The following is an 18,788-nucleotide window of genomic DNA, read 5'->3' on the forward strand; positions in this document are numbered from 1 at the left end:
ATCGGTTCTTCAGACGCCTTCGGCGGCCCTGCGCCCAGGTCCCCGCCGAGGCTGCCGCGACTGCCGTCGGCCGGGCGCCGCGTGCCGGGCCGCGCGGCACCTCGCCCAGGCCGCGAAGCAGACCAGCGCGGCGAAGCAGGGCACCATCAGCGCCCCGTACACCACCAGGAAGCCGTCCGTGCCGAGGTCGGCCGCGGCGTTCCAGGTGCCGTGCAGCGTCATCGCCAGCAGCAGCCCGGCCGGCACCGCCAGCCGGGCCAGCCAGCGCCGCGCGGTGGTGAGGGCGACGGCCACGCCGATCCCGGTGAGCGCGGTGAACAGCGGGTGGGCGAAGGGGGAGAGCAGGGCACGCAGCACGAAGGTCTGCACGGTGCTGTCGAAGTCGCGCAGGCTGGGCGGGTCGCCGAGGCCGATGCTGTCCAGCCGCTGCCGCTGGTCGCTGGAGAAGGCCCGGCCCAGGTACAGGGCGTTCTCGGTGAACGCGAAGCCGCAGGCCGTCATCCCGCCGAGCACCACCCCGGCGGCCAGGGTGCGCGGCCGGGAGCGGTGGTGCGGTGCGCCGGACGGCGGGGCGGGGCGCAGGTAGGGCAGTGGCCGCAGGTGCGGGCGCAGCCGGCCGCGGGCGTGCGGCCCGACCGGATGGCGCGGGTACGGGCGGGGGCTCCGGGGCGTGGGCAACCGGCGCAGCAGCGGCGCGCAGGGCCGGCCGGTGCGGCGGCCGTGGCAGCGCAGCCGCCGGCCGAGCGGGAGCAGGAGCACCAGCAGGGCGGTGGCCTTGGCGGTCTCCTCGATCACCGGGGTGGCGATCCCGGCACCGAGCAGTTCCCCGAACGGGCCCCGGTGCCGGGTCAGGTAGCTCGCCGTCCAGTTGTTGGCCAGGATGGCGACGGTGGTGGCCGCGCAGGCGCCCCAGCCGAGGCAGAACACGGTGTGCCGCAGCGGCACCCGGGCGGTGAGGTTGAGCCAGGCCAGGCCGCCGAGCACGAACGGCAGCGGCACCATCGCCAGGCCCAGGCCGACCAGCAGCCCGACCGTGCCGGTCTGCCGCTGGACCAGGTGCAGGATCAGCACCCCGCAGCCGATCAGGGTCAGCACGGCGGTCGCGGTGACGGAGGAGAGCGCCACCGAGCGGCTGCGCCCCGGCGGGGCCCCGGGAGCGGCGGGCGTCCCGGCCGCGGCGGGGGAGGCGGCGGGCGCCCCGGGCGGGACCGGCACGGCGGGCGCGGTACCCGGCCGGGGCAGCAACCGGTCGGCCCGGCGCCTCCGGGGCCCCGGGATGGTCCGGGTGTCGCCGGTGCTCGGGACCGTCTCCGGTGCGTCGGCGGCGGCTCGAACCGTCGTCCGACAGTTCCTCCGGAACCCGCCGCCGGACGGGCTGCCCATGCGGCACAGGGTAGGCCACGGTGACGGCCCGTCGGGAGGACTCGGGACGAACCGTCCGTCCCGGGCCCGACCGCACGGCCGCCGCGCGTCCGCCCGTTCGAACGGCTCGGGTGGGTCAGCGGCGGCGGAACAGCAGGTCGTGGACGACGTGGCCCTTGGCGATCCCGGCCCGTTCGAACTTGGTGACCGGACGCCAGTCCGGCCTCGGGGCGTAGCCGGGAATGCTGCCGTCCGGGTGGTCCGCGGGCTCCAGCCAGCCGGTTCCGTCACCCTCGGGGTGCAGGTTCTCCAGCTCCGGCGAGGCGGACAGCACGGCCAGCATCTGCTCCGCGTACGGCTCCCAGTCGGTGGCGCAGTGCACCAGGGCGCCGGGGGCGAGCCGGGGCAGCACCAGGTCGAGGAAGTCGGGCTGGACCAGCCGGCGCTTGTGGTGCTTCGGCTTGGGCCACGGGTCGGCGAAGTAGACCCGCAGACCGGCCAGCGAGGCGTCCGGGAGCATGTCGCGCAGCAGGATCACCGCGTCGCCGGCGGCCGTGCGGACGTTCCGGGAGTCGTCGCGCTCCAGCAGGCCGAGCAGGTTGCCGTGGCCGGGGGTGTGCACGTCGGCGGCGAGGATGCCCATGGCCGGGTCGGCGGCGGCCATCGCGGCGGTGGTCTCGCCCATGCCGAAGCCGATCTCCAGGGTCACCGGCAGGCCGCCGAACAGCTCCGGCAGGTCCAGCGGGCTGCCGTCGATGGGGATGCCGTACGTCTCCCAGCTCCGGTCCAGGGCGCTCGCCTGGGCGTTGGTCATCCGGCCCCGGCGCGGCTGGAAGCTGCGGATGCGACGCTCGCGGTGCTGGGCCTCGGTGGCCTTGTGCGGGTACATCGGCGCGGGGTAGGCGGCCGGCGCGGCGGACAGCCGGGCGGACGGCGAGGGCTGGGGGATCGGGGCGGTGGCAGTCACAATCACCCGAGTCTACGGGGCTGTCGGGGCTCTCCGGCCGGGCCTGTGACCGGACTCATCGGCCCGACCATCGCTCGGCTCACCCGCCGGCCTCCAGCGCGGCCAGGGCCCGGCGGGCCACCTCCCGCCCGATCGGCAGCGAGGCCGTGGCGGCGGGCGAGGGCGCGTTCAGCACGTGCACCGCGCGGCGCGGGGAGCGCGGGTCGTCCGGGTCGAAGCCGGCGAAGGCGAAGTCGTCCAGCAGCGAGCCGTCCCGGGCCACCGCCTGGGCCCGGACCCCGGCGGCGGCCGGCACCAGGTCCTCCGGGGCGACGGCGGGCAGCAGCCGCCGGACGGCCGTGGTGAACGCCCGCTTGGACAGCGAGCGGTGCAGTTCGCCCAGCTCGTACCGCCAGTGTCGGCGGGCGATCCGCCAGGTGCCGGGGAAGGCCAGGGTGCCGGCGAGGTCGCGCGGGCGGACGGTGCGCCAGTCGTAGCCCTCGCGGGCGAGCGCGGGCACCGCGTTCGGGCCGACGTGGACGTCCCCGTGGACGCCCCGGGTGAGGTGCACGCCGAGGAAGGGGAAGGCCGGGTCGGGCACCGGGTAGACCAGGCCGCGCACCAGGTCCCGGCGCCGCTCGGCCAGTTCGTAGTACTCGCCGCGGAACGGCACGATCCGCACCCCGGCGTCGTCCCCGGCCAGCCGGGCGATCCGGTCGCTGTGCAGCCCGGCGCAGTTCACCAGCACCCGGCAGCGCAGTTCGCCGGCCGAGGTCCGCAGCGTCACCCCGTCCCGGCGCCGGGCCGCGGCCAGCACCTCGCTGCCGGGCCGCAGTTCGGCGCCGGCCTCCCGGGCCAGCCGGGCGTACGCGGTGGCGACGGCCGGGAAGTCGCAGATGCCGGTGGCCACGACCAGCTTGTCGGTCACCTCGTACGGGATGCCGTGCTCGCGGCAGAACGCCACCAGCTCGGCGGCGCCCGCGACGGCGAACCGGGCCTTGTACGAGCCGGGACGGTAGTAGACGCCGCTGTGGATCACCCCGCTGTTGCGCCCGGTCTGGTGCGCCGCGAAGCCGGCCTCCTTCTCCAGCACCGCGAGCCGCAGCCCCGGCCGCGCCAGGGTCAGCGCGTACGCCGTGGCCAGCCCGAGGATCCCGCCGCCCACCACCGCCACGTCGACCTGGTCCGCGGAGGGGTGCCGGGGCTACGCCTCCCAGGGCCAGCCGGCGTTCGCCCCGGCCTCCAGGAGGGGGATCAGCCGGAAGGCCGCGTCGCTCAGGCCGCCGAAGGTGTGCCGGTGGGCGCCGCCGCTGGGGCCGTGGCCCGGGGCGTAGCCGGCCAGGTTCCAGGTGTAGACGGGCACGTGGGCCGGGACGGCGGCGAGGGGATCGCCGCCCCAGCGGCCCGGGCCGGTCTGCTCGTCGGTGACGATCACCACCCGGTCGTGGCCGCGGTAGTGGGTGCGGACGGCGTCGGCGGTGTTGGTGCCGCCGAGACTGGAGAAACGTTCCATCACCCGCAGCACCGCATCGCCCCGGCCGACCTCGACCACCTGGCTGGTGGTGCCGAACTCGACCAGGTCCGCCTCGGCGGCCCGGACCTTCAGCGCGGTGCCGAAGATCGCCGTCGAGTCCGCCCGGTTGAGCTCGGTGGGCCCGCCGGAGCGGTCGAACATCGAGCCGGAGCGGTCCACCAGGATCAGCGTCCGGCCAGGCAGTTCGGGCACGTTCGCCAGCGAGTGGCCGAGCGCGGTCTCCAGCGCGTGCCCCCAGCGCAGCGAGGGCACGTTGCGGTACGCGGCCAGGTAGCGGAACGGGAACTGGCGCGAGCGCCGTACCTCGCCCTTGTCGGAGATCCGTCGGGCCACCTCGGCCGCGACGGCGTCCGAGACCCCGGCCCGGTCGAAGTTGCGCAGGTTCCGCACCAGCGCCATCGGACCCATCGACGGGATGACCGCCTCCCAGACCGCAGCGTCCAGCGGCCCCTGCAGCCAGCCCGCCAGCGCCTCCCAGGTCAGCCCGGCGGCGGCCAGCCGCTCGGCGCCGTCCTCGGCGGTCACCGCCGCCCGGCGCTCCTCGACGGGCAGCGCCAGCAGCTCGCGGTTGGCGGTCAGCATCCGGTCGGCGGCCGGCGGGACGGCCTCGTCCGGCCGGTGCCGGCGGTCCAGCGCGTACGCGAACAGCGCGCCCTGCCACTCCTTGTCCGGGGCCGGCGAGGGGTGGGTCAGCTCGATCACGTCGCCGAAGCGGTAGCCCTTGCCCGCGGTGTCGTACTTGAGCAGCGAGCGGGCGTCGTACAGGCGCTGGACGGCGTCCGCGACGCCGCGCTTGAGCGGCTTGGGCAGCGCCCGGCCGTAGCGCGAGGTCCAGTAGGCGAGCAGCTCTCCGGGCTCGTCGGCGCGCCGCAGCACCGCCGCGACGGCCTGCCGGGAGTGGCCGTGGGCGCCCGCGTCCAGCCGGGCGCGGGTGAACTCGGCGGCGCCGACCAGGGCGGCGGTGCGCATCTGGGCGCCGTAGCGCAGCCAGCGCAGCAGCCCGACGGTCCACTCCGGCTCGGCGACCGCGAGTTCGCGCACCAGCGCGGTGTAGCGGTCGTCGCGCTCGCCGCCACGCTCGTGGAAGGTGTCCTGGCCGACCATGTTGGCGACCGCGAGCAGGAAGAGCTCGGACCTGCGGTCCCGGACGAAGCCCGGGCCGCCGTTGTGGTTGACGGTGCGCCGGCCGGTGGTGGCCACCGGCGAGCTCGGACTCGCCTTGGCCTTGCGGAAGTTGAACCTGGACATGCGGAAGCCCCCCTCGGCCTGCTGGTGTCAGTGGGGAGGGAGGCATGCCGCGGCCGGGGTGCCCGAGATCGTGCCGGCCGCCGGGCGGCCGACGTCGGCGGGGGTGTATGCCTTGTGCTCTGCCGAATTGAGCTAGCGGCCGCACTCGCGCACGGCACGCCCGGGACTCGAACCCGGAACCGCAAGATCCGAAGTAACCCCCGCCTGCGCACCGGGCACTCCGGAGCGCGCTGCCTCCCGAGATCGGTCATTCGGCTGCGGTACGGGTGCTTCACAGCGCCCCACCGGGGGCACTCCACAGAAGGAACCGCCGCCGTCGCACCGGGAGGTGCGGACGAACTATTCACGTGTAGGTGTCCAGAGATCGAAGGCGGCTGAGGTGACGAAGCTGCTCTGGCCGCTGAGCTACACCGGCCCGAAGCCGATGACGGGATTCGAACCCGCGACCTGCCCATTGAGAGTGGAAGTAACCTCTGCCTGCGCACCTGGACGGGAGAAACCCTAGCCAGGTCCCTCCCGTGGCCGCACTCCATTTACCGTCGGGCGCCGGAGCGCCGTCCCGTCCGCTCACGCCGGAGCGACGATCACCGCCCGCGCCCGCTCGGTCAACTCCCGTACCCGGCGTTCACCCTGGAAGGGTTCCAACCGCCGGAGCATCTCCACCACGTACTCCCGGCTGCGCTGCGAGGAGATCCGGCCGGCCACCTCGACGGCGCGCTCGCCGGCGGCGACCGCGGCGTCCAGGTCGCCCGCCTCCGCCTCGGCCATCGCCGAGACCACCAGCCGCAGGCCGTGCGAGCGGACGAAGCCCTCGGTGGGCGTGGCCAGCGCCTCGCGGGTGAACTGCCGGACCTTGGAGGGCACTCCGAGGTCGCGGAAACACTCGGCGGCGTCGGCGGCGAGCCGGTCGTAGGCGTAGAAGTCGATCCAGGCCGGATCGGGGTCCCCGGCGCGCGCCCGTTCGAGCGCGCTCTCCGCCGCGCCGAGCGCCGTCGCACACGCCGCCGCATTGCGGGCCTTGGCCTGGGCCCGGGCCTCCACCAGGTGGAAGAAGCTCATGGTGCGGGCGGTGGCCAGGCCCCGGTTGCGCTCCAGCGCGGCCTGGGCGAGGTCGACCGCCTCCTCGGCGAAGCCCCGGTAGCCCGCCTGGAGGCTCATCGAGGCCAGCACGTAGCCGCCGAGCGGCACGTCGGCGGCGGCCCGGGCGAGCCGCAGCGCCTGGATGTAGTAGCGCTGGGCGGCCTCGTGCTGTCCGGTGTCGAAGGCCATCCAGCCGGCCAGTCTGGTCAGTTCGGCGGTGGCCCCGAACAGGGCCCGGCCGACCGCGTCGCTGTACGAGGCGAGCAGCAGCGGCGCCGCCTCCACCCGCAGGCACTCCGGCACCATCGACGAACGCCAGTCCCCGCCGCCGTACTTGGAGTCCCAGCGGCGGGCCTCCTGGGCGGCCTCGCGGAGCTTGGCGGCGTCCGAGTGGCCGACCCGGTAGGAGGAGGCGTCGCTGGGGGAGCGCGGCGCCTCGCGGGCCACCGAGCCGTCCGCCGGGGTGATCAGCCAGCGGGAGACGGGGGTCGCGTAGGCGGCGACCGAGAAGGTGCCGGCCAGGCTGTCGCTCCAGCGGCCGCCGCCGGGGCCCCGGCGCAGGTCGAGGTCGACCCGCCACAGGTCGGTCGCGGAGCGGACGGCGTCGGCGACCTCGCGCGGGAAGGCCAGGCCGAGTTCGGGCGCCGGGTCGGTGTCGCCCAGGCCGATCTCCTCCAGCGGGACGGGCCGGCCGAGCTTGCCGCCGATCGCGGTGGCGATCAGGTGCGGGACGGGGCCCTGCGGCACCATGCCCTTGCTGACCCAGCGGGCCACCGAGGTCTTGTCGTACCGCAGGGTCAGCCCGCGCTGGGCGCCGAGGTCGTTGACCCGGCGGGCCAGTCCGGCGTTGCTGATCTGGGCGAGGGTCAGGAGCGTGCCGAGCCGTTCGTTCGGTCCACGTGGGCTGACGGTCATGGTGGCGGCGGCACCTCCTGCGGCCTTGTGCGCGGGGCCCGGGCGGCACCGGGCCGTAGCTGCTGTACCTAGCGTAGTCGGACGCGTTCCGACGGTTAAGAGGTCGCATTCCGGATGGCGGGATCGCGCACTCGGCGGTGCCGCACCGGAGTTGGTCCGGACCACTCGGATCCGGCCGACCGCACCGCGCGCCGGAGCGTCGTGCTCCGGTCCCGTGTTCACGTGCGCCCGGCCGTGCTCCCTGGCCCGACCGGCTGGTCGGCGATTCGCTGGTGGTCGTGGGTCGGCCTGCCGTCGAGGACCCGGCGGGCCGGGGGACGCCGTCGCCTCAATCCCCGCGGGCGGCGGTGAAGTCCGGGAGGGCATGCGGATGCCCTCCCGGGCTGGGCGACGCCTTTCGGCCATCTCGCGATGCCCATGCCAAAGGTGTTCGCGGGCGGTCCGGGCCGGGGAGGGGGAGGTCCGGCCCGCCCACCCCCCGGAGCGCCGTGAAGATCGAACTCCCCAGCGGATCAAGGAACTTGCCCACCCGCAGTGATCGGGTGCCGGAGGGGCCCCGGGCCCGGAGCGCGCCCGCGAGCGCCCCCTCGTCGGCCCGCGCGGCCGCAGTGACCGTCGAGCGACCGGTCCGAACGGGAGCGGAACCCGGAACACCGACCACGGCGACGTCCCGCGGTGGCACGATGTCTCCTGACGGCGCGTCGAGCTGCGAGGGCACGTCGGGACGCGCACGGGCCGCCACGGCACACCACCCGGCCGCCCGGCGGGCGGCGAACGCGCCGCAGGGATGCAGGTCCTCGTCCGGTGGAGGCACGATGCGGTGGCTGACGGGCTGGTGCACGGGCGCGCCGAGCGCGGGAACCCCGGCGTACGAGGCGCTCGGCAGGATCGAGCCGATCGCCGCGCGCCCCCTGTGGACCGGGCCCGACCCGCTCTGGGCCGTGGGCGACTGGCGCCCCACGGAGATCCGCCTGGTCACCCTCCGTCCCGGCACCGCGGCCGTGGTCAGCACCGGCCCCACCGCCCCCGACCAGGTCGAGGACACCCCCGCCACCTCCCGGCTCGCCGTCCTCGGCCACTGCGGCGCCACCGACGCCGAGCTCGCCGCCGGCCTCGCCGCCGCCCGCGGCGGCGCCGTCCGCCACCTGACCACCTGGCCCGGCAGCTACACCGTCGTGCTGCGCTCCGGCATCCGCTCCACCCTGCTGCTCACCGACCTCGCCGGCGCCCAGCCCGTCTTCCACACCCCGTGGGCCGGCGGCACCGCGTACGCCACCGCGGCCCTGCCGCTCGCCGACCTGGTCGGCGCCGCGCTGGACACCGGCCACCTCGCCGCCCGGCTCGCCTGCCCCGAGTCCCCCGAGGCGCTCGGCACCGGCACCCCGTACCTGGACGTCCAGCGGGTGCCGCCCGGCCACGTGCTCGGCATCCGCGGCGGCCGCCCGTACCTGTCCGGCTACGACGATCCGGCCGGCGCCGAGCAGCCGCGCGACGAGGCGCCCGCCGTCCGCGAACTCACCCGCGCCCTGCTGGAGTCCGTCCGCTCCCGGGTCCGCACCACCGCCCCGGTCCCCGACCCGGCCGGGCGGGCCCGACTCGGCGTCGACCTCTCGTACGGGACGGCCTCCGCGACCGTCGCGCTGCTCGCCGCCGCCGTCCCGCTGCCACCGGTGCCCGCGGCCACCGCGGCGGCCCGGGCGGCCACCGCCGGGGCCAGGAGCGGCGCGGTCAAGGGCTCCTGGGCCCGCGCCACCGCCCCGGAACCCGCCGCCCCCGAGCAGCTGGCCGCCGTCACGCTCGGCGAGACCGAGCCCCCGGCCGGCCTCGTGCTCGCCCCCGACACCCCGCGGCTGCGGCACACCGTGCTCGACCCCGGCCCGGACACCCTCCCGTACGCCGGACCGGGCACCGACCCGCAGGCCGGCCGGCTCACCGACGAGCCCGGGCCCGAACTCGTCGCCGCCGCCCGGGCCGAGGCCCGCTTCGACGCCGGCGGCACCGACCACCTCACCGGCTACGGCGCCCGCCAGGTCCTGGACGGGCACCCGGCCCGGCTCGCGGACCTCATCCGGGCCGGCCGGCCGCGCGAACTCCTGCCCCCGGTCGTCGCGCTGGCCGGCGCCGACCGGGCGGCCGCGGGCGTCCTCACCGGCACGCTGCGCACCCCGCTCACCGTGCTCCGGGCCGCCCACCGGCTCTCCCGGGTCCGCTACGCCGAGGCGCTGGACGAGGCGGCCGCCAAGCTGACCGCCCGCCACGTCCCGGACGGCGCCGACACGGCGGGGGCCCGCTCGGCCGTCGACCTCGCCTGGTGCGTGCCCGGCCCGGCCGCCCGCTGGCTCTCCGACGAGGCGCTCTCCTCGGTCGCACTACGGCTCCGCCTGGCGGCGCGCAAACCGGCGCCCGAGGAACATCCCGGCGCGCACCGGGCCCGGCACGCCCTCTACCGGCAGGCGCGCTCCTTCCGCACGCTCGTGCACGCCGCCGAACAGCCCGGACAGCGGCTGCACGCGCCCTTCCTCGACAACCAGGTGGTGCGCGCCGCCCGGCTGCTGCCCGACGACGTTCGCCTCCAGCCCGGCGCCCGGCACGCCCTCCTGCACGCCGTCCTCACCGGCGCCGGCCGCACCGACCTGCCCCCCGACTGGGGCCGCGGCCCCCGCCCCGACCGCACCGCACCCGCCCGCGCGGGCCTGCGCCTCGCCGCCGACGGGCTCGCCGAACTCTTCGACGCCCCGCTGCTCGCCGACGCCGGCCTCATCGACCTGCCCGCCGTCCGCGCCGGCCTCGCCCGGTCCGCCGACCCCACCAGCCCCCTGTCCCCCTCCGCCCTCGCCGGCCTCGCCGACCTCGTCTCCACCGAACTCTGGCTCCGCCGCATCCGCGCCCGCCGCCACGGCGCCTGCTGGACGGGCCTGCCCAGCCCCCGCCAGCCGGCCCTCACCTCGTGAGTCCGGTCCCGTCGCCGCGGCGCGTGGCTCTGCGTTGCCACGATGCGGTCTGCGGACTCCGGCCGGCCCCCGACCGGCAACCCCGGCCCCGGCCGTCCCCCTGACTCCCGGAGCGTGCTCCGGCGCACGCGACTTCTCCGCCTTCTCCACCCCCCTCCTCCCCGCCCTGCGGCGCGGTTGCCGGGCCCGGATCGGCGGGGCGGTGATGATGACGGGGGTGTGGATCCGGGGCGAGGAGGACGTGCGGTGGCCGCTGGGAGCGCGGGGCGGGATGTGCCGGTCGTGCTGTCGGTGCTCGGGCGTCCGCCGGCGGGGCGCCCGCCGGGGGTGCTGGCGGCGTGCGACGGGTCGGACGGGTCGCTGTGGGCGCTGGACCGGGCGATGACGGAGGCCGAGCGGTTCGGGCTGCCGCTGTACGTGCTCGCCGTGGTCAACCCGGCGCCGGCCGGCTACCCGCCGGGGATGGCGGAGCTGGTGCGGGAGAGCGTGGAGACGCTGGTCGAGAGCATGGCGGACGGGCTGCGCCGCTCGGTGGCCGCCGTGCAGCGCCAGCGTTCCGCGCCGTACGCGGGGGAGCTGTCGCTGCACGTGGTGCTGGGCAATGTGATCGAGGTGCTGCTGGAGGCGGCGGCCCGGCAGCACACGCTGGTGATCGGCACCCGGGGCAACGGCGGCTTCGCCCGGCTGCTGCTGGGTTCGGTGTGCTCGGCGGTCGTGCACCACGCGGCCTGCCCGGTGCTGGTGGTCCCGGCGCCGCCCGCGGCCTGACCGGCCGGGAGGACACCCACGGGGTGCCGGGAATGTCCCGAGATGGTTCATCGTTCACCCATCTTGCACACATCTGACAAGACGCCCCCTGGAGCCACCCGCATGAAGGTCGAGATCTGGTCCGACATCGCCTGTCCCTGGTGCTACATCGGCAAGCGCCGTTTCGAGCAGGCCCTGGCGGACTTCCCGGGCAAGGAGCGGGTCGAGGTCGTCTACCGCCCGTACCAGCTGGTCCCGGACGCTCCCGCGACGGCGAGCCCGCACCGTGCCTGGCTGGCCGAGCGCTACGGCCCGCAGTCGGTGGCGATGGACGCCCGGGTGGCGGAGCTGGGCCTCGCCGAGGGCATCACGTACGACTTCGACGCCGCGCTGCACGCCAACACCTTCCTGGGCCACCGCCTGCTGCACCTCGCCGAGGCCGAGTACGGCCCGGCCGCCCAGGGGCGGCTGAAGGAGGCGCTGCTGAAGGCGCACTTCACCGACGGCGTCGACGTCGGCGACCGCGCCGCACTGACCGACGTCGCCGTGTCGGCCGGCCTGGACCGGGACCGGGTGACCGCCTACCTGGCGGGCGACGAGGGCACCGCCGAGGTCAACGCCCAGCTGGCCGAGGGCCGGGAGCTGGGCATCAACGCCGTGCCGACCTTCGTCTTCGAGGGCAAGTGGGCGGTTCAGGGCGGCCAGGACGCCGCGACCTTCCGCAAGGTGCTGGAGCAGGTCGCCGCCGAGATCGGCGAGCGCCGCCCCGCCCCGGTGCAGGTCGCCCCGGCCGGGGAGGCCTGCGCGGACGGCTCCTGCGCCATCTGACGGCCGGTCGCACACTCCGCGTCGGCCGTGCATTCCGTGTCGGCCGCGCGGACCCGAGGCCCGCTCCAGGGGGCCCTGGAGCGGGCTCCGGCATGAGCGCCCGGAGCGAGCCCCCGTCACGAGCAGCGGAAGCGGGCCTGGGCCCAGTCCGCGACGTTCAGCGCCGACCAGATCCCGTTCACCGGTGTGACCACCAGCTTGACCGACTTCTGCCCGGCCAGCGGCACGTGCACCGGCACCGCGTCGTCGCCGACGGCCAGCGCGCGGGAGCGCCACAGGGTGGTGCCGTCGCTGCCCTGGACGGAGAAGACGACCCTGCCCGGCGAGAGCGTGGCGTCGTCCACCCCGACCACCGCGTCGAAGGACGTGCAACTGCGGTTGAGGTCGATCACGGTGGTCGCCGGGGCGTGCACGGTGATCGCGTGCGGGTGGTAGTCGCCGCCGATCCAGCCGCCGTCACGCTGCCAGAACTTGTCGCTGCCCTTCTGCCGGATGCTCGGCTCGGGCGGCGGCACCCGGTTGTTGCCCGGCTTGAGGACGGGCAGCGAGTCGCCCCAGAAGTCGCTGAGTACGGGCGGCGTCGGCGTGCTGACGGTCGGGGTCGGCACCGGCGGCAGGGTGGGCGTCGGGATGACCGGCACGTCGGACGTGGGCAGCGGCGGCAGCGGCGGCAGGGTCGGCACGGGCACGACCGGGGGAGCGACGGTCGGCTGCGGCGCCTGCGGGCTGGGTGCGGGCATGACGGGCTCCGGCGCCTGGGTGGTGGCGGGCGGCGGAGTCGGCGTGGACTTGGCGGCCGGCTTGGCGCCGGGGCTCGCCGGGAGCACCTCCGGGGCCGGATCGGCGGCGCTGGGCGCCGGGGCCGGGACGGTCGCGGCCACGGGCGGCGCCGGGGAGGCGGCGACCGGGGCGCTGGTGACCGGGGGAGCGGCCGCCGGGGGACTCGGCTCGGGCGAGCCGGTGAGCGCGTACGCGGCGACGGCGGCCGCGGCGACCGCGATGGCGGCGGCGACCCCGGCCTTGGCGGCGGTGCCCAGGCCCTCGCCGACTGCGGCGCCCCCGGCCCCGCCCCCGCCGGAGGCCGCGCCGGTCGAGCCGGCGGCCGCACCGGCGCCGGCCCCCGAGGAGCCGGAGGTCGCGGCGGCCGTCCCGGCCGCTGCCGCACCGCCGACCGCGGCGGCACCGCCCACGGCGGCCGCGGCGGCGCTGAACCCGCCGACGCCGATCCAGACGAGCACACCGCCGGGCAGCAGGGCGCGCAGCCCGGTGTTGATCTCACTCAGTTCCAGGCAGGCGGCCGTGCAGCGGTCGCACTCCTTGAGGTGCCGGCCGACCTCCGCCGAGGCTCGCTTGCGCAGCGAGCCTCGCGCGTACGCCCCGAGCCGGTTGGCGTAGGCCTCGCACGCCCTGTCCTGGCTGCCCGAGACGTGCGCCTGGAGGAACGCGGCGGCGAGCCGGTCGCGGGCCCGGTGGGCCTGGACGGCGGTGGCGTTGGCGGTCTTGCCGAGCATCACCGCGACGGTCTTCGGGGACTCCCGCTCGACCTCGGTGTGCCAGAGCACCACCCGGTCGTCCTCGGGCAGTTCGGCGTAGGCCTGCATGACCATCCGCTGGTCGGCCATCGCCATCGCCCAGGCGTCGGCGCCCGGGTCGGCGAGGTCGACGTCGACCACGGCGGCCGAGGTCTGCGCGAACACGGCGAAGTCGTCCACGAGTTGTTCGCGCCGCTCGCTGCGGTGCCAGGCGGCGGCGACGTTGCGTACGGCGGTCAGCAGGTACGCGCGGACGGCGAACTCCGGGCCCTTGCCCGCCCGCAGCGCCTGCAGCGTGCGGGCGAACACCTCGCCCGCGAGGTCCTCGGCGGTGAAGCTGTCCCGGCAGCAGGTGCGCGCGTAGCGGCGCACCGAGTCGGCGTGCCGACGGTAGATCTCCTCGTACGCGGTGTCGTCGCCGGCCCGCACCCGGGCGGTCAACTCGGCGTCGGAGGAGGGGCGCTCGCTGTCCACCGGATCAGCGGGGGCGGGCACGGTCGGCCGGGCGGTCCGGCCGTCGCCGGGGAACGGTTCGCCGACGAACGCCTCGGGGGCGACGCCGCCCCGGCCCGCCGGGGCCTGCCCGGGCACCCGGCCCGGGGGCAGCGCGGCGGCGGAGGCGGAGAGCGTCTCGCGGCTGGGCATCCCGGCCTGGTCGGGGACGTGTCCGGCGGCCGAACCCGCTGCGGCGCCCGGCACTTGGGCCGTTCCGCCGGCACTGCCGAGACTGCACGGGCCCGCGCCGGACCCTTCGGCGGAATCACCGGAGCGGCCTCCGAAGTCGAGGCCGTACCCGTAGTCGTTCTGTTCCTCGGCGCTCACAACGGACCCCAGACTCCACGACAGCCCCCGTAGTGTGGCAGGGCGCGCGGGAGCGCGCAGGCGCTCGGTTCCCCGGCGTACGGCGCCGACGGCGCGCGAACGGCGCGCATCGGGACATTGGCTCCAACCACGGGCAAAGGATGGCATAGCGCAGGGGCCTGCGGTAGCCGGACCGGCCGCCTTCCACTCCTCCGAGGGGCCACCGCGGATGCGTTCGCCCAGCGTGCGGCGATGGGGTGTGCGGCTCCCACACCCGGCGCGCGCACTCGGGCCGCGCGCCGGTCTTCCTTCCAACTCCCCTGCCCGCCGGGCGTGGCGGACGGTCGGCCGGTGAGCGTCAGCGCGCCCGCAGGCCGTCCAGCAGGATCTGCAGCAGCCGGTCCGAGGGCCCGGCGGCCGGCTGACCGTCCGTCTGCGGAGAAATCGGCGAGAAACCGCCGGTCGTCGGCACGGAGACCGACGGACGGACCGCGTGCACCGGCACCGAGGCGGTCAGCACCAGCACCACGTCCGACACCGTGACGCCCGGCCGCAGTTCGCCCGCCGCACCGGCCCGCGCCACCAGGGCGGCCAACAGCTGGAGCAGCAGCCGGGGATCGGCGTCGGCGGCCGACGGCTCGACCACCCCGCCGGAGCGGGCCTCCTCGCCGCGCAGGTCGAAGCGGACCGCCGCGGGCGGTTCCGGTGCCCGCTGCTCGGGCACCCGGCCAAGCTCCTCCGCGTACCGGAACGCCTCCGGCGGCAGCAGTCGCCCGGCGCCGCTGCTCACCGCGCGGGCCAGGTAGCCGGCCAGCGCCTCCCAGGCGCCGTCGCCGCCGTACAGCGACTCCCGCGCCTGCGCGGTCAGCCACGCCACCTCCTCGGCGGCGATCCGCTGGACCAGCACCTCCTTGCTCGGGAAGCGCCGGTAGACGGTGCCGACCCCGACTCCGGCCCGGCGTGCGACCTCCTCCATCGGCGCGCCGTAGCCGAACTCGCCGAACACCTCGCGGGCCGCCCGCAGCACGCTCTCCAGGTTCCGCCGGGCGTCCACCCGCAGCCGGGCCCCGGGCACCGGCGCGGCGGCCGGTGCGGCCTCGGCCCGGTACGGGAAGGCGGCATGAACCATTCCGACCTGCGCCGGCCCGCTCTGCGGCGGCAGGTCCACCGGACCGCGCTGCTCGGGGACCATGCCCGGTCCGGCCTGCGGTGTACCCACCCGCCCCAACACCTGCTCCTGATCCATCATCCCAACTCTCCCCCGCAGGCGTCCGAAACCGGACCCTGTCGTCGCCCGCCCCTGCACCCCCCGGTGCAGCTCAGCCCGTCAGAAATGACCCGATGACCCATTGCTCGTGCCGCCCGTCCCGTTCCGGTGACCACGGTTCGTGCCGCCGTGCCGGGTCCACGTCCGGCTCGGCGCGTCGGCACCGTCCGGGGCCCTGTCCGGGAACTACCCTTCCCCGGATGACTGTCCCCCAGTCGGGTTCTCACGCCAACGCTGGAACTGGCCGTAATGGCCGCTCCACGGTGCGTCGCCGCCGATTGTCATGGCGACGGCTGCCCCGGTACACAATCCGACCATAGTTCACCACTCTCCGAGGCCGAAAGTGCGTCAGAAAGTCGCCCAGTAAGCACAACTGGCCACGACGGTCACTCGTGTGGCAACCAGCCCCGTACGGACTGTGGACAAGACGACCCCCGCCGGTCCTTCATAGGGGGGCGTGATGGGGGACACCCCCGGCCGCGGGGCCGGGACGAAACGTCGCTTCGGCAGGAGGTGCACCATCAGGATCCTGATCGCCGGCGGCGGCTGCGCCGGAACGGCCGCCGCACTCCACCTCCAGCGCGCCCTGCGGGAACGGCTGCGGCGCGGCGAGGTGGAGATCACCGTCGTCGAGCCCCAGGCCTACTTCACCTACCACCCGCTGCTGGCCGAGGTGGCGGCCGGCTCGATCGACCCGAGACACGTGGTGGTCCCGCTGCGCCGGGTCCTGCCGGACTGCCGGGTGCTCACCGCCCGGATCACCCGGATCGAACACGCCTCCCGGTGCGCACTGGCCGACGCCGCGGGCCCGGGAGAACCCCCCGCCCCCGTCGAACTGCCCTACGACATCCTCGTGGTGGCCCCCGGCTCGGTCTCCCGCACGGCGCCCGTGCCCGGCCTCGCCGAACACGGCCTCGGCTTCTCCACCGTCGGTGAGGCGGTGGGCCTGCGCAACCACGTCCTGGAACAGCTCGACCTCGCCTCCGCCACCCGCGACCCGGCGCTGCGCCAGTCCGCGCTCACCTTCGTCTTCGTCGGCGCCGGCTACGCGGGCGTCGGCGCGCTCGCCGAACTGGAGGACATGGTCCGCACCGCCGTGCGCGGCTACCACAACGTCCGCGCCGAGGACCTGCGCTGGGTCCTGGTCGAGGCGACCGGCCGGATCCTCGCCGAGGAGTCGCCCGAGCTCGCCGAGCACACCCTCGGCGAACTGCGCGAACGCGGCGTCGACATCCGGTTGCGCACCACCCTGGAGTCGGCCGCCGACCGGGTCGTGGCGCTCTCCGACGGCAGCCGCTTCGGCGCCCGCACCCTGGTCTGGACGGCGGGCGTCCGGCCGTCCCCGCTGCTGCGCGAGACCGACCTGCCGCTGGACACCCTCGGCCGGGTGCGATGTCTGGCGACCCTGCAGGCCGTCGGACCGGACGGACGCGCCCTGCCCGGGGTCTGGGCGGCCGGCGACTGCGCCGCCGTACCGGACCCGAACGCGGACGGCGCCCCCTGCGCGCCCAACGCCCAGCACGCCTTCGCCCAGGCCGAACTGCTCGCCCGCAACGTCGTGGTGGCCCTGGACGGCGGGCCGCACTCCCCGGCTCTGGCCGACTACCGGCCCGGCCCCGCCGCCTGCTCGACCTCGCTCGGTCCGCACCGGGCCGTCGCGCACACCAGGCGCGGCGGCAGGCTCACCGGCCGCCGGGCCTGGTGGCTGCACCGGGCGCGGCACCTGCGGCGGCTGCCGAGCGCCGAGCGCCGGGTGCGGGTGCTGATGGACTGGGTGCTCGGCGGGGTGTTCTCCCGCGAGGTGGTCTCGCTGGGCGCGATGGAGCACCCGCGTTCGGCATTCGAGGGAGGGTTCGACCCGAGGTCCGGGCGGCCGTCCGACGCCGGACCGGATGCTCCCCGGTGACCGCACCCGCCGACCCGGGCCGGCGGCCGACCGGAGGGCGGCTCGGACGGCCACGCCGGGCGCGCGACTTCCGGAACCGGGCCTCCGCCTGACAGGATCAGCCCGACCTGGTCATTACCCCGTGTGCTGCTGTGCGCACAAAAAGTGATGATATGCCTGGAAAACGAGGAAGCGGCCGTCGTTTGAACCTCATGCGCTGGAGCGCCCGGCTCACCGGAGTCCCCCGGCGTGCCGTCCCGCCCAACGGGACCGGCACCGAGGACGGTGCGCCCTGCCCCGACGGCGTCGTCGTGCCCGGCCCCCGCGACCCGGCCGGCCCCGCCGCCGGCGCCGAGCTCCTCGACCCGCAGAAGCCGCAGAACCTGCGCGAGGTCCTCAACCGCATCCCCGCTCCGGTCGCCGTCACCTACGGTCCGCTCCACCAGCTCGGCTACGCCAACCGGGCCTACCGCGACCTCTTCGGCGACCGCCCCACCGGCCTGCCCGCCGCCGAGGCCCTCCCCGAACTCGGCAGCATGGGCGTCCTGCCGCTGATGGACCAGGTCATCCGCGGCGGCCGCCCGCGCAGCGTCAAGGCCCGCTGCATCCTCGGCCTCACCGGCAACCGCTACTACAACGTGTCCTGCGTCCCGCTCGGAACCGGGGAGAACAGCGACGCCGCCGAAGGGCCGCCTGCCGGAGTGCTGATCTTCGCCGCCGAGGTCACCGACCAGGTCCTCGCCGCCGCCCGCCTGCGCGAAGCCGAACGGCGCCAGCGCGAGGCCGCGGTCACCCTCCAGCGCAGCCTGCTTCCGCAGAAGCTCGACCAGCCGGCCGGCCTGCGGGTCGCCGCCACCTATCAGCCGGGCGGCGCCGAGGCCGCGGTCGGCGGCGACTGGTACGACGTCATCGCCATCGACGGCGGGCGCACGGCACTCGTCATCGGCGACGTCATGGGCCGCGGCCTGCGTGCCGCCGCCGTCATGGGCCAGCTGCGGACCGCCGTCCGCGCCTACGCCCGCCTCGACCTGCCCCCGCACGAGGTGATGCGCCTGCTCGACGGCCTCGCCATGGAGATCGACGCCAACCAGATCGCCACCTGCACCTACGCCGTCTGGGACCCGCAGTGCCGCACCCTCTCCTACGCCTCCGCCGGACACCTCCCCGTGCTGCTGCGCTGCCCGGACGGCACCATCCTGCGCAGCGAGGAACAGAACGGCCCGCCGCTCGGCACCGGCGGCGGCCTGCACGTCTCCCACACCCTGCGCCTGCTCCCCGGTACGACCGGTGTCCTCTATACCGACGGACTGGTCGAGCGCCGCGACGAGGACATCGACCAGGGCCTCGACCTCCTGGCCCGCACCCTGACCGGTGCGGTCGGTGCCCCCGAGGTGATCTGCGCCCGGTTGCTGCGGGCGATGGGCGTGACCTCCGAGCACGACGACGACGTCGCCGTCCTGGCCTTCCAGCTGCCGCTGGAGGAGGGGGCCGAGAATTCGGTTGCGCCGGTTGACTCGGCGAGGCCAAAGGTCTAGTGTTCTTCGAGCTGCCTGGCAGGGAGCACCGGACACGCAGCTGCGCGGACGGTCCCGGGGTAGCCAATCCTCTGAAACACCACTTCCCGGTTCGGGCCGGGTCGCTTCGTCGTTTTCACGTCGCGGCCTGGTGCGTATTCGGTGTGCGCGTTTTATC

11 protein-coding genes, 1 tRNA gene and 1 pseudogene are annotated in these 18,788 nt (G+C 76.0%); 5 read left to right on the top strand and 8 right to left on the bottom strand.

Going from position 1 to position 18,788, the window contains the following annotated elements:
• Positions 1-9 precede the first annotated feature (9 nt).
• The 6 genes from ACIRRH_RS25820 to ACIRRH_RS25845 all read right to left on the bottom strand — a co-directional run bounded on the left by ACIRRH_RS25820 (position 10) and on the right by ACIRRH_RS25845 (position 7,085).
• Positions 10-1,215, bottom strand: coding sequence for a PrsW family intramembrane metalloprotease (locus tag ACIRRH_RS25820; protein ID WP_403071810.1), 1,206 nt, complete (start codon positions 1,213-1,215; stop codon positions 10-12).
• Positions 1,216-1,498: 283 nt separating this feature from the next.
• Positions 1,499-2,329: a tRNA (guanosine(46)-N7)-methyltransferase TrmB gene (gene trmB / locus ACIRRH_RS25825; protein ID WP_403071813.1), complete on the bottom strand. Its 831-nt coding sequence runs from the start codon at positions 2,327-2,329 to the stop codon at positions 1,499-1,501.
• Between the two features lie 79 nt (positions 2,330-2,408).
• Entirely contained in the window at positions 2,409-3,482 is a 1,074-nt protein-coding gene (gene lhgO, locus ACIRRH_RS25830) for an L-2-hydroxyglutarate oxidase (RefSeq protein ID WP_403071816.1), read from the bottom strand.
• A 30-nt stretch (positions 3,483-3,512) separates the two neighbouring features.
• Entirely contained in the window at positions 3,513-5,090 is a 1,578-nt protein-coding gene (locus tag ACIRRH_RS25835; protein WP_403071818.1) for a TROVE domain-containing protein, read from the bottom strand.
• Positions 5,091-5,512: 422 nt separating this feature from the next.
• Positions 5,513-5,576: transfer RNA gene (locus ACIRRH_RS25840), tRNA-OTHER, on the bottom strand.
• An 81-nt stretch (positions 5,577-5,657) separates the two neighbouring features.
• On the bottom strand, positions 5,658-7,085 hold the full coding sequence (locus ACIRRH_RS25845) for an MFS transporter (protein WP_403071821.1): 1,428 nt from the start codon (positions 7,083-7,085) through the stop codon (positions 5,658-5,660).
• Positions 7,086-7,900: 815 nt separating this feature from the next.
• Between ACIRRH_RS25845 and ACIRRH_RS25850 the strand changes: the two genes are divergently transcribed.
• From ACIRRH_RS25850 to ACIRRH_RS25860, 3 genes are all read left to right on the top strand, one after another.
• A complete protein-coding gene (locus ACIRRH_RS25850; RefSeq protein WP_403071823.1) occupies positions 7,901-10,036 on the top strand; it encodes an asparagine synthase-related protein in 2,136 nt (711 codons plus the stop codon).
• 246 nt (positions 10,037-10,282) lie between these two features.
• Positions 10,283-10,804 (top strand): universal stress protein, encoded by a 522-nt coding sequence (locus ACIRRH_RS25855; protein ID WP_403071825.1) that lies wholly within the window; start codon positions 10,283-10,285, stop codon positions 10,802-10,804.
• A 102-nt stretch (positions 10,805-10,906) separates the two neighbouring features.
• Positions 10,907-11,611 carry a DsbA family oxidoreductase gene (locus tag ACIRRH_RS25860; protein ID WP_403071828.1) on the top strand — a complete coding sequence of 235 codons (705 nt, stop codon included), beginning with the start codon at positions 10,907-10,909 and terminating at the stop codon, positions 11,609-11,611.
• Between the two features lie 116 nt (positions 11,612-11,727).
• Here ACIRRH_RS25860 and ACIRRH_RS25865 read toward each other — a convergent pair whose 3' ends face one another.
• Both ACIRRH_RS25865 and ACIRRH_RS25870 read right to left on the bottom strand, forming a co-directional pair.
• Positions 11,728-13,965 carry a sigma-70 family RNA polymerase sigma factor gene (locus tag ACIRRH_RS25865; protein WP_403071831.1) on the bottom strand — a complete coding sequence of 746 codons (2,238 nt, stop codon included), beginning with the start codon at positions 13,963-13,965 and terminating at the stop codon, positions 11,728-11,730.
• A 337-nt stretch (positions 13,966-14,302) separates the two neighbouring features.
• Positions 14,303-15,193, bottom strand: a complete 891-nt coding sequence (locus tag ACIRRH_RS25870; RefSeq protein WP_403071834.1) for a TetR/AcrR family transcriptional regulator — start codon at positions 15,191-15,193, stop codon at positions 14,303-14,305.
• 478 nt (positions 15,194-15,671) lie between these two features.
• On the opposite strand from ACIRRH_RS25870, the gene ACIRRH_RS25875 reads away from it, so the two are divergent.
• Positions 15,672-17,117, top strand: coding sequence for an NAD(P)/FAD-dependent oxidoreductase (locus ACIRRH_RS25875; RefSeq protein ID WP_403071837.1), 1,446 nt, complete (start codon positions 15,672-15,674; stop codon positions 17,115-17,117).
• Positions 17,118-17,299: 182 nt separating this feature from the next.
• Positions 17,300-18,589 (top strand): annotated as a pseudogene (locus ACIRRH_RS25880) (SpoIIE family protein phosphatase); the annotation flags it as partial.
• Between the last annotated feature and the right edge of the window lie 199 nt (positions 18,590-18,788).

This window comes from Kitasatospora sp. NPDC101235 (genome assembly GCF_044767505.1).
Taxonomy (GTDB): domain Bacteria; phylum Actinomycetota; class Actinomycetes; order Streptomycetales; family Streptomycetaceae; genus Kitasatospora.

Bases quoted from the DNA above. Each gene is read 5' to 3' on its own strand.
- ACIRRH_RS25835 (WP_403071818.1), bottom strand. From the start codon at position 5,090: ATGTCCAGGTTCAACTTCCGCAAGGCCAAGGCGAGTCCGAGCTCGCCG.
- ACIRRH_RS25845 (WP_403071821.1), bottom strand. From the start codon at position 7,085: ATGACCGTCAGCCCACGTGGACCGAACGAACGGCTCGGCACGCTCCTG.
- ACIRRH_RS25850 (WP_403071823.1), top strand. From the start codon at position 7,901: ATGCGGTGGCTGACGGGCTGGTGCACGGGCGCGCCGAGCGCGGGAACC.
- ACIRRH_RS25860 (WP_403071828.1), top strand. From the start codon at position 10,907: ATGAAGGTCGAGATCTGGTCCGACATCGCCTGTCCCTGGTGCTACATC.
- ACIRRH_RS25870 (WP_403071834.1), bottom strand. From the start codon at position 15,193: ATGATGGATCAGGAGCAGGTGTTGGGGCGGGTGGGTACACCGCAGGCC.
- ACIRRH_RS25875 (WP_403071837.1), top strand. From the start codon at position 15,672: ATGGGGGACACCCCCGGCCGCGGGGCCGGGACGAAACGTCGCTTCGGC.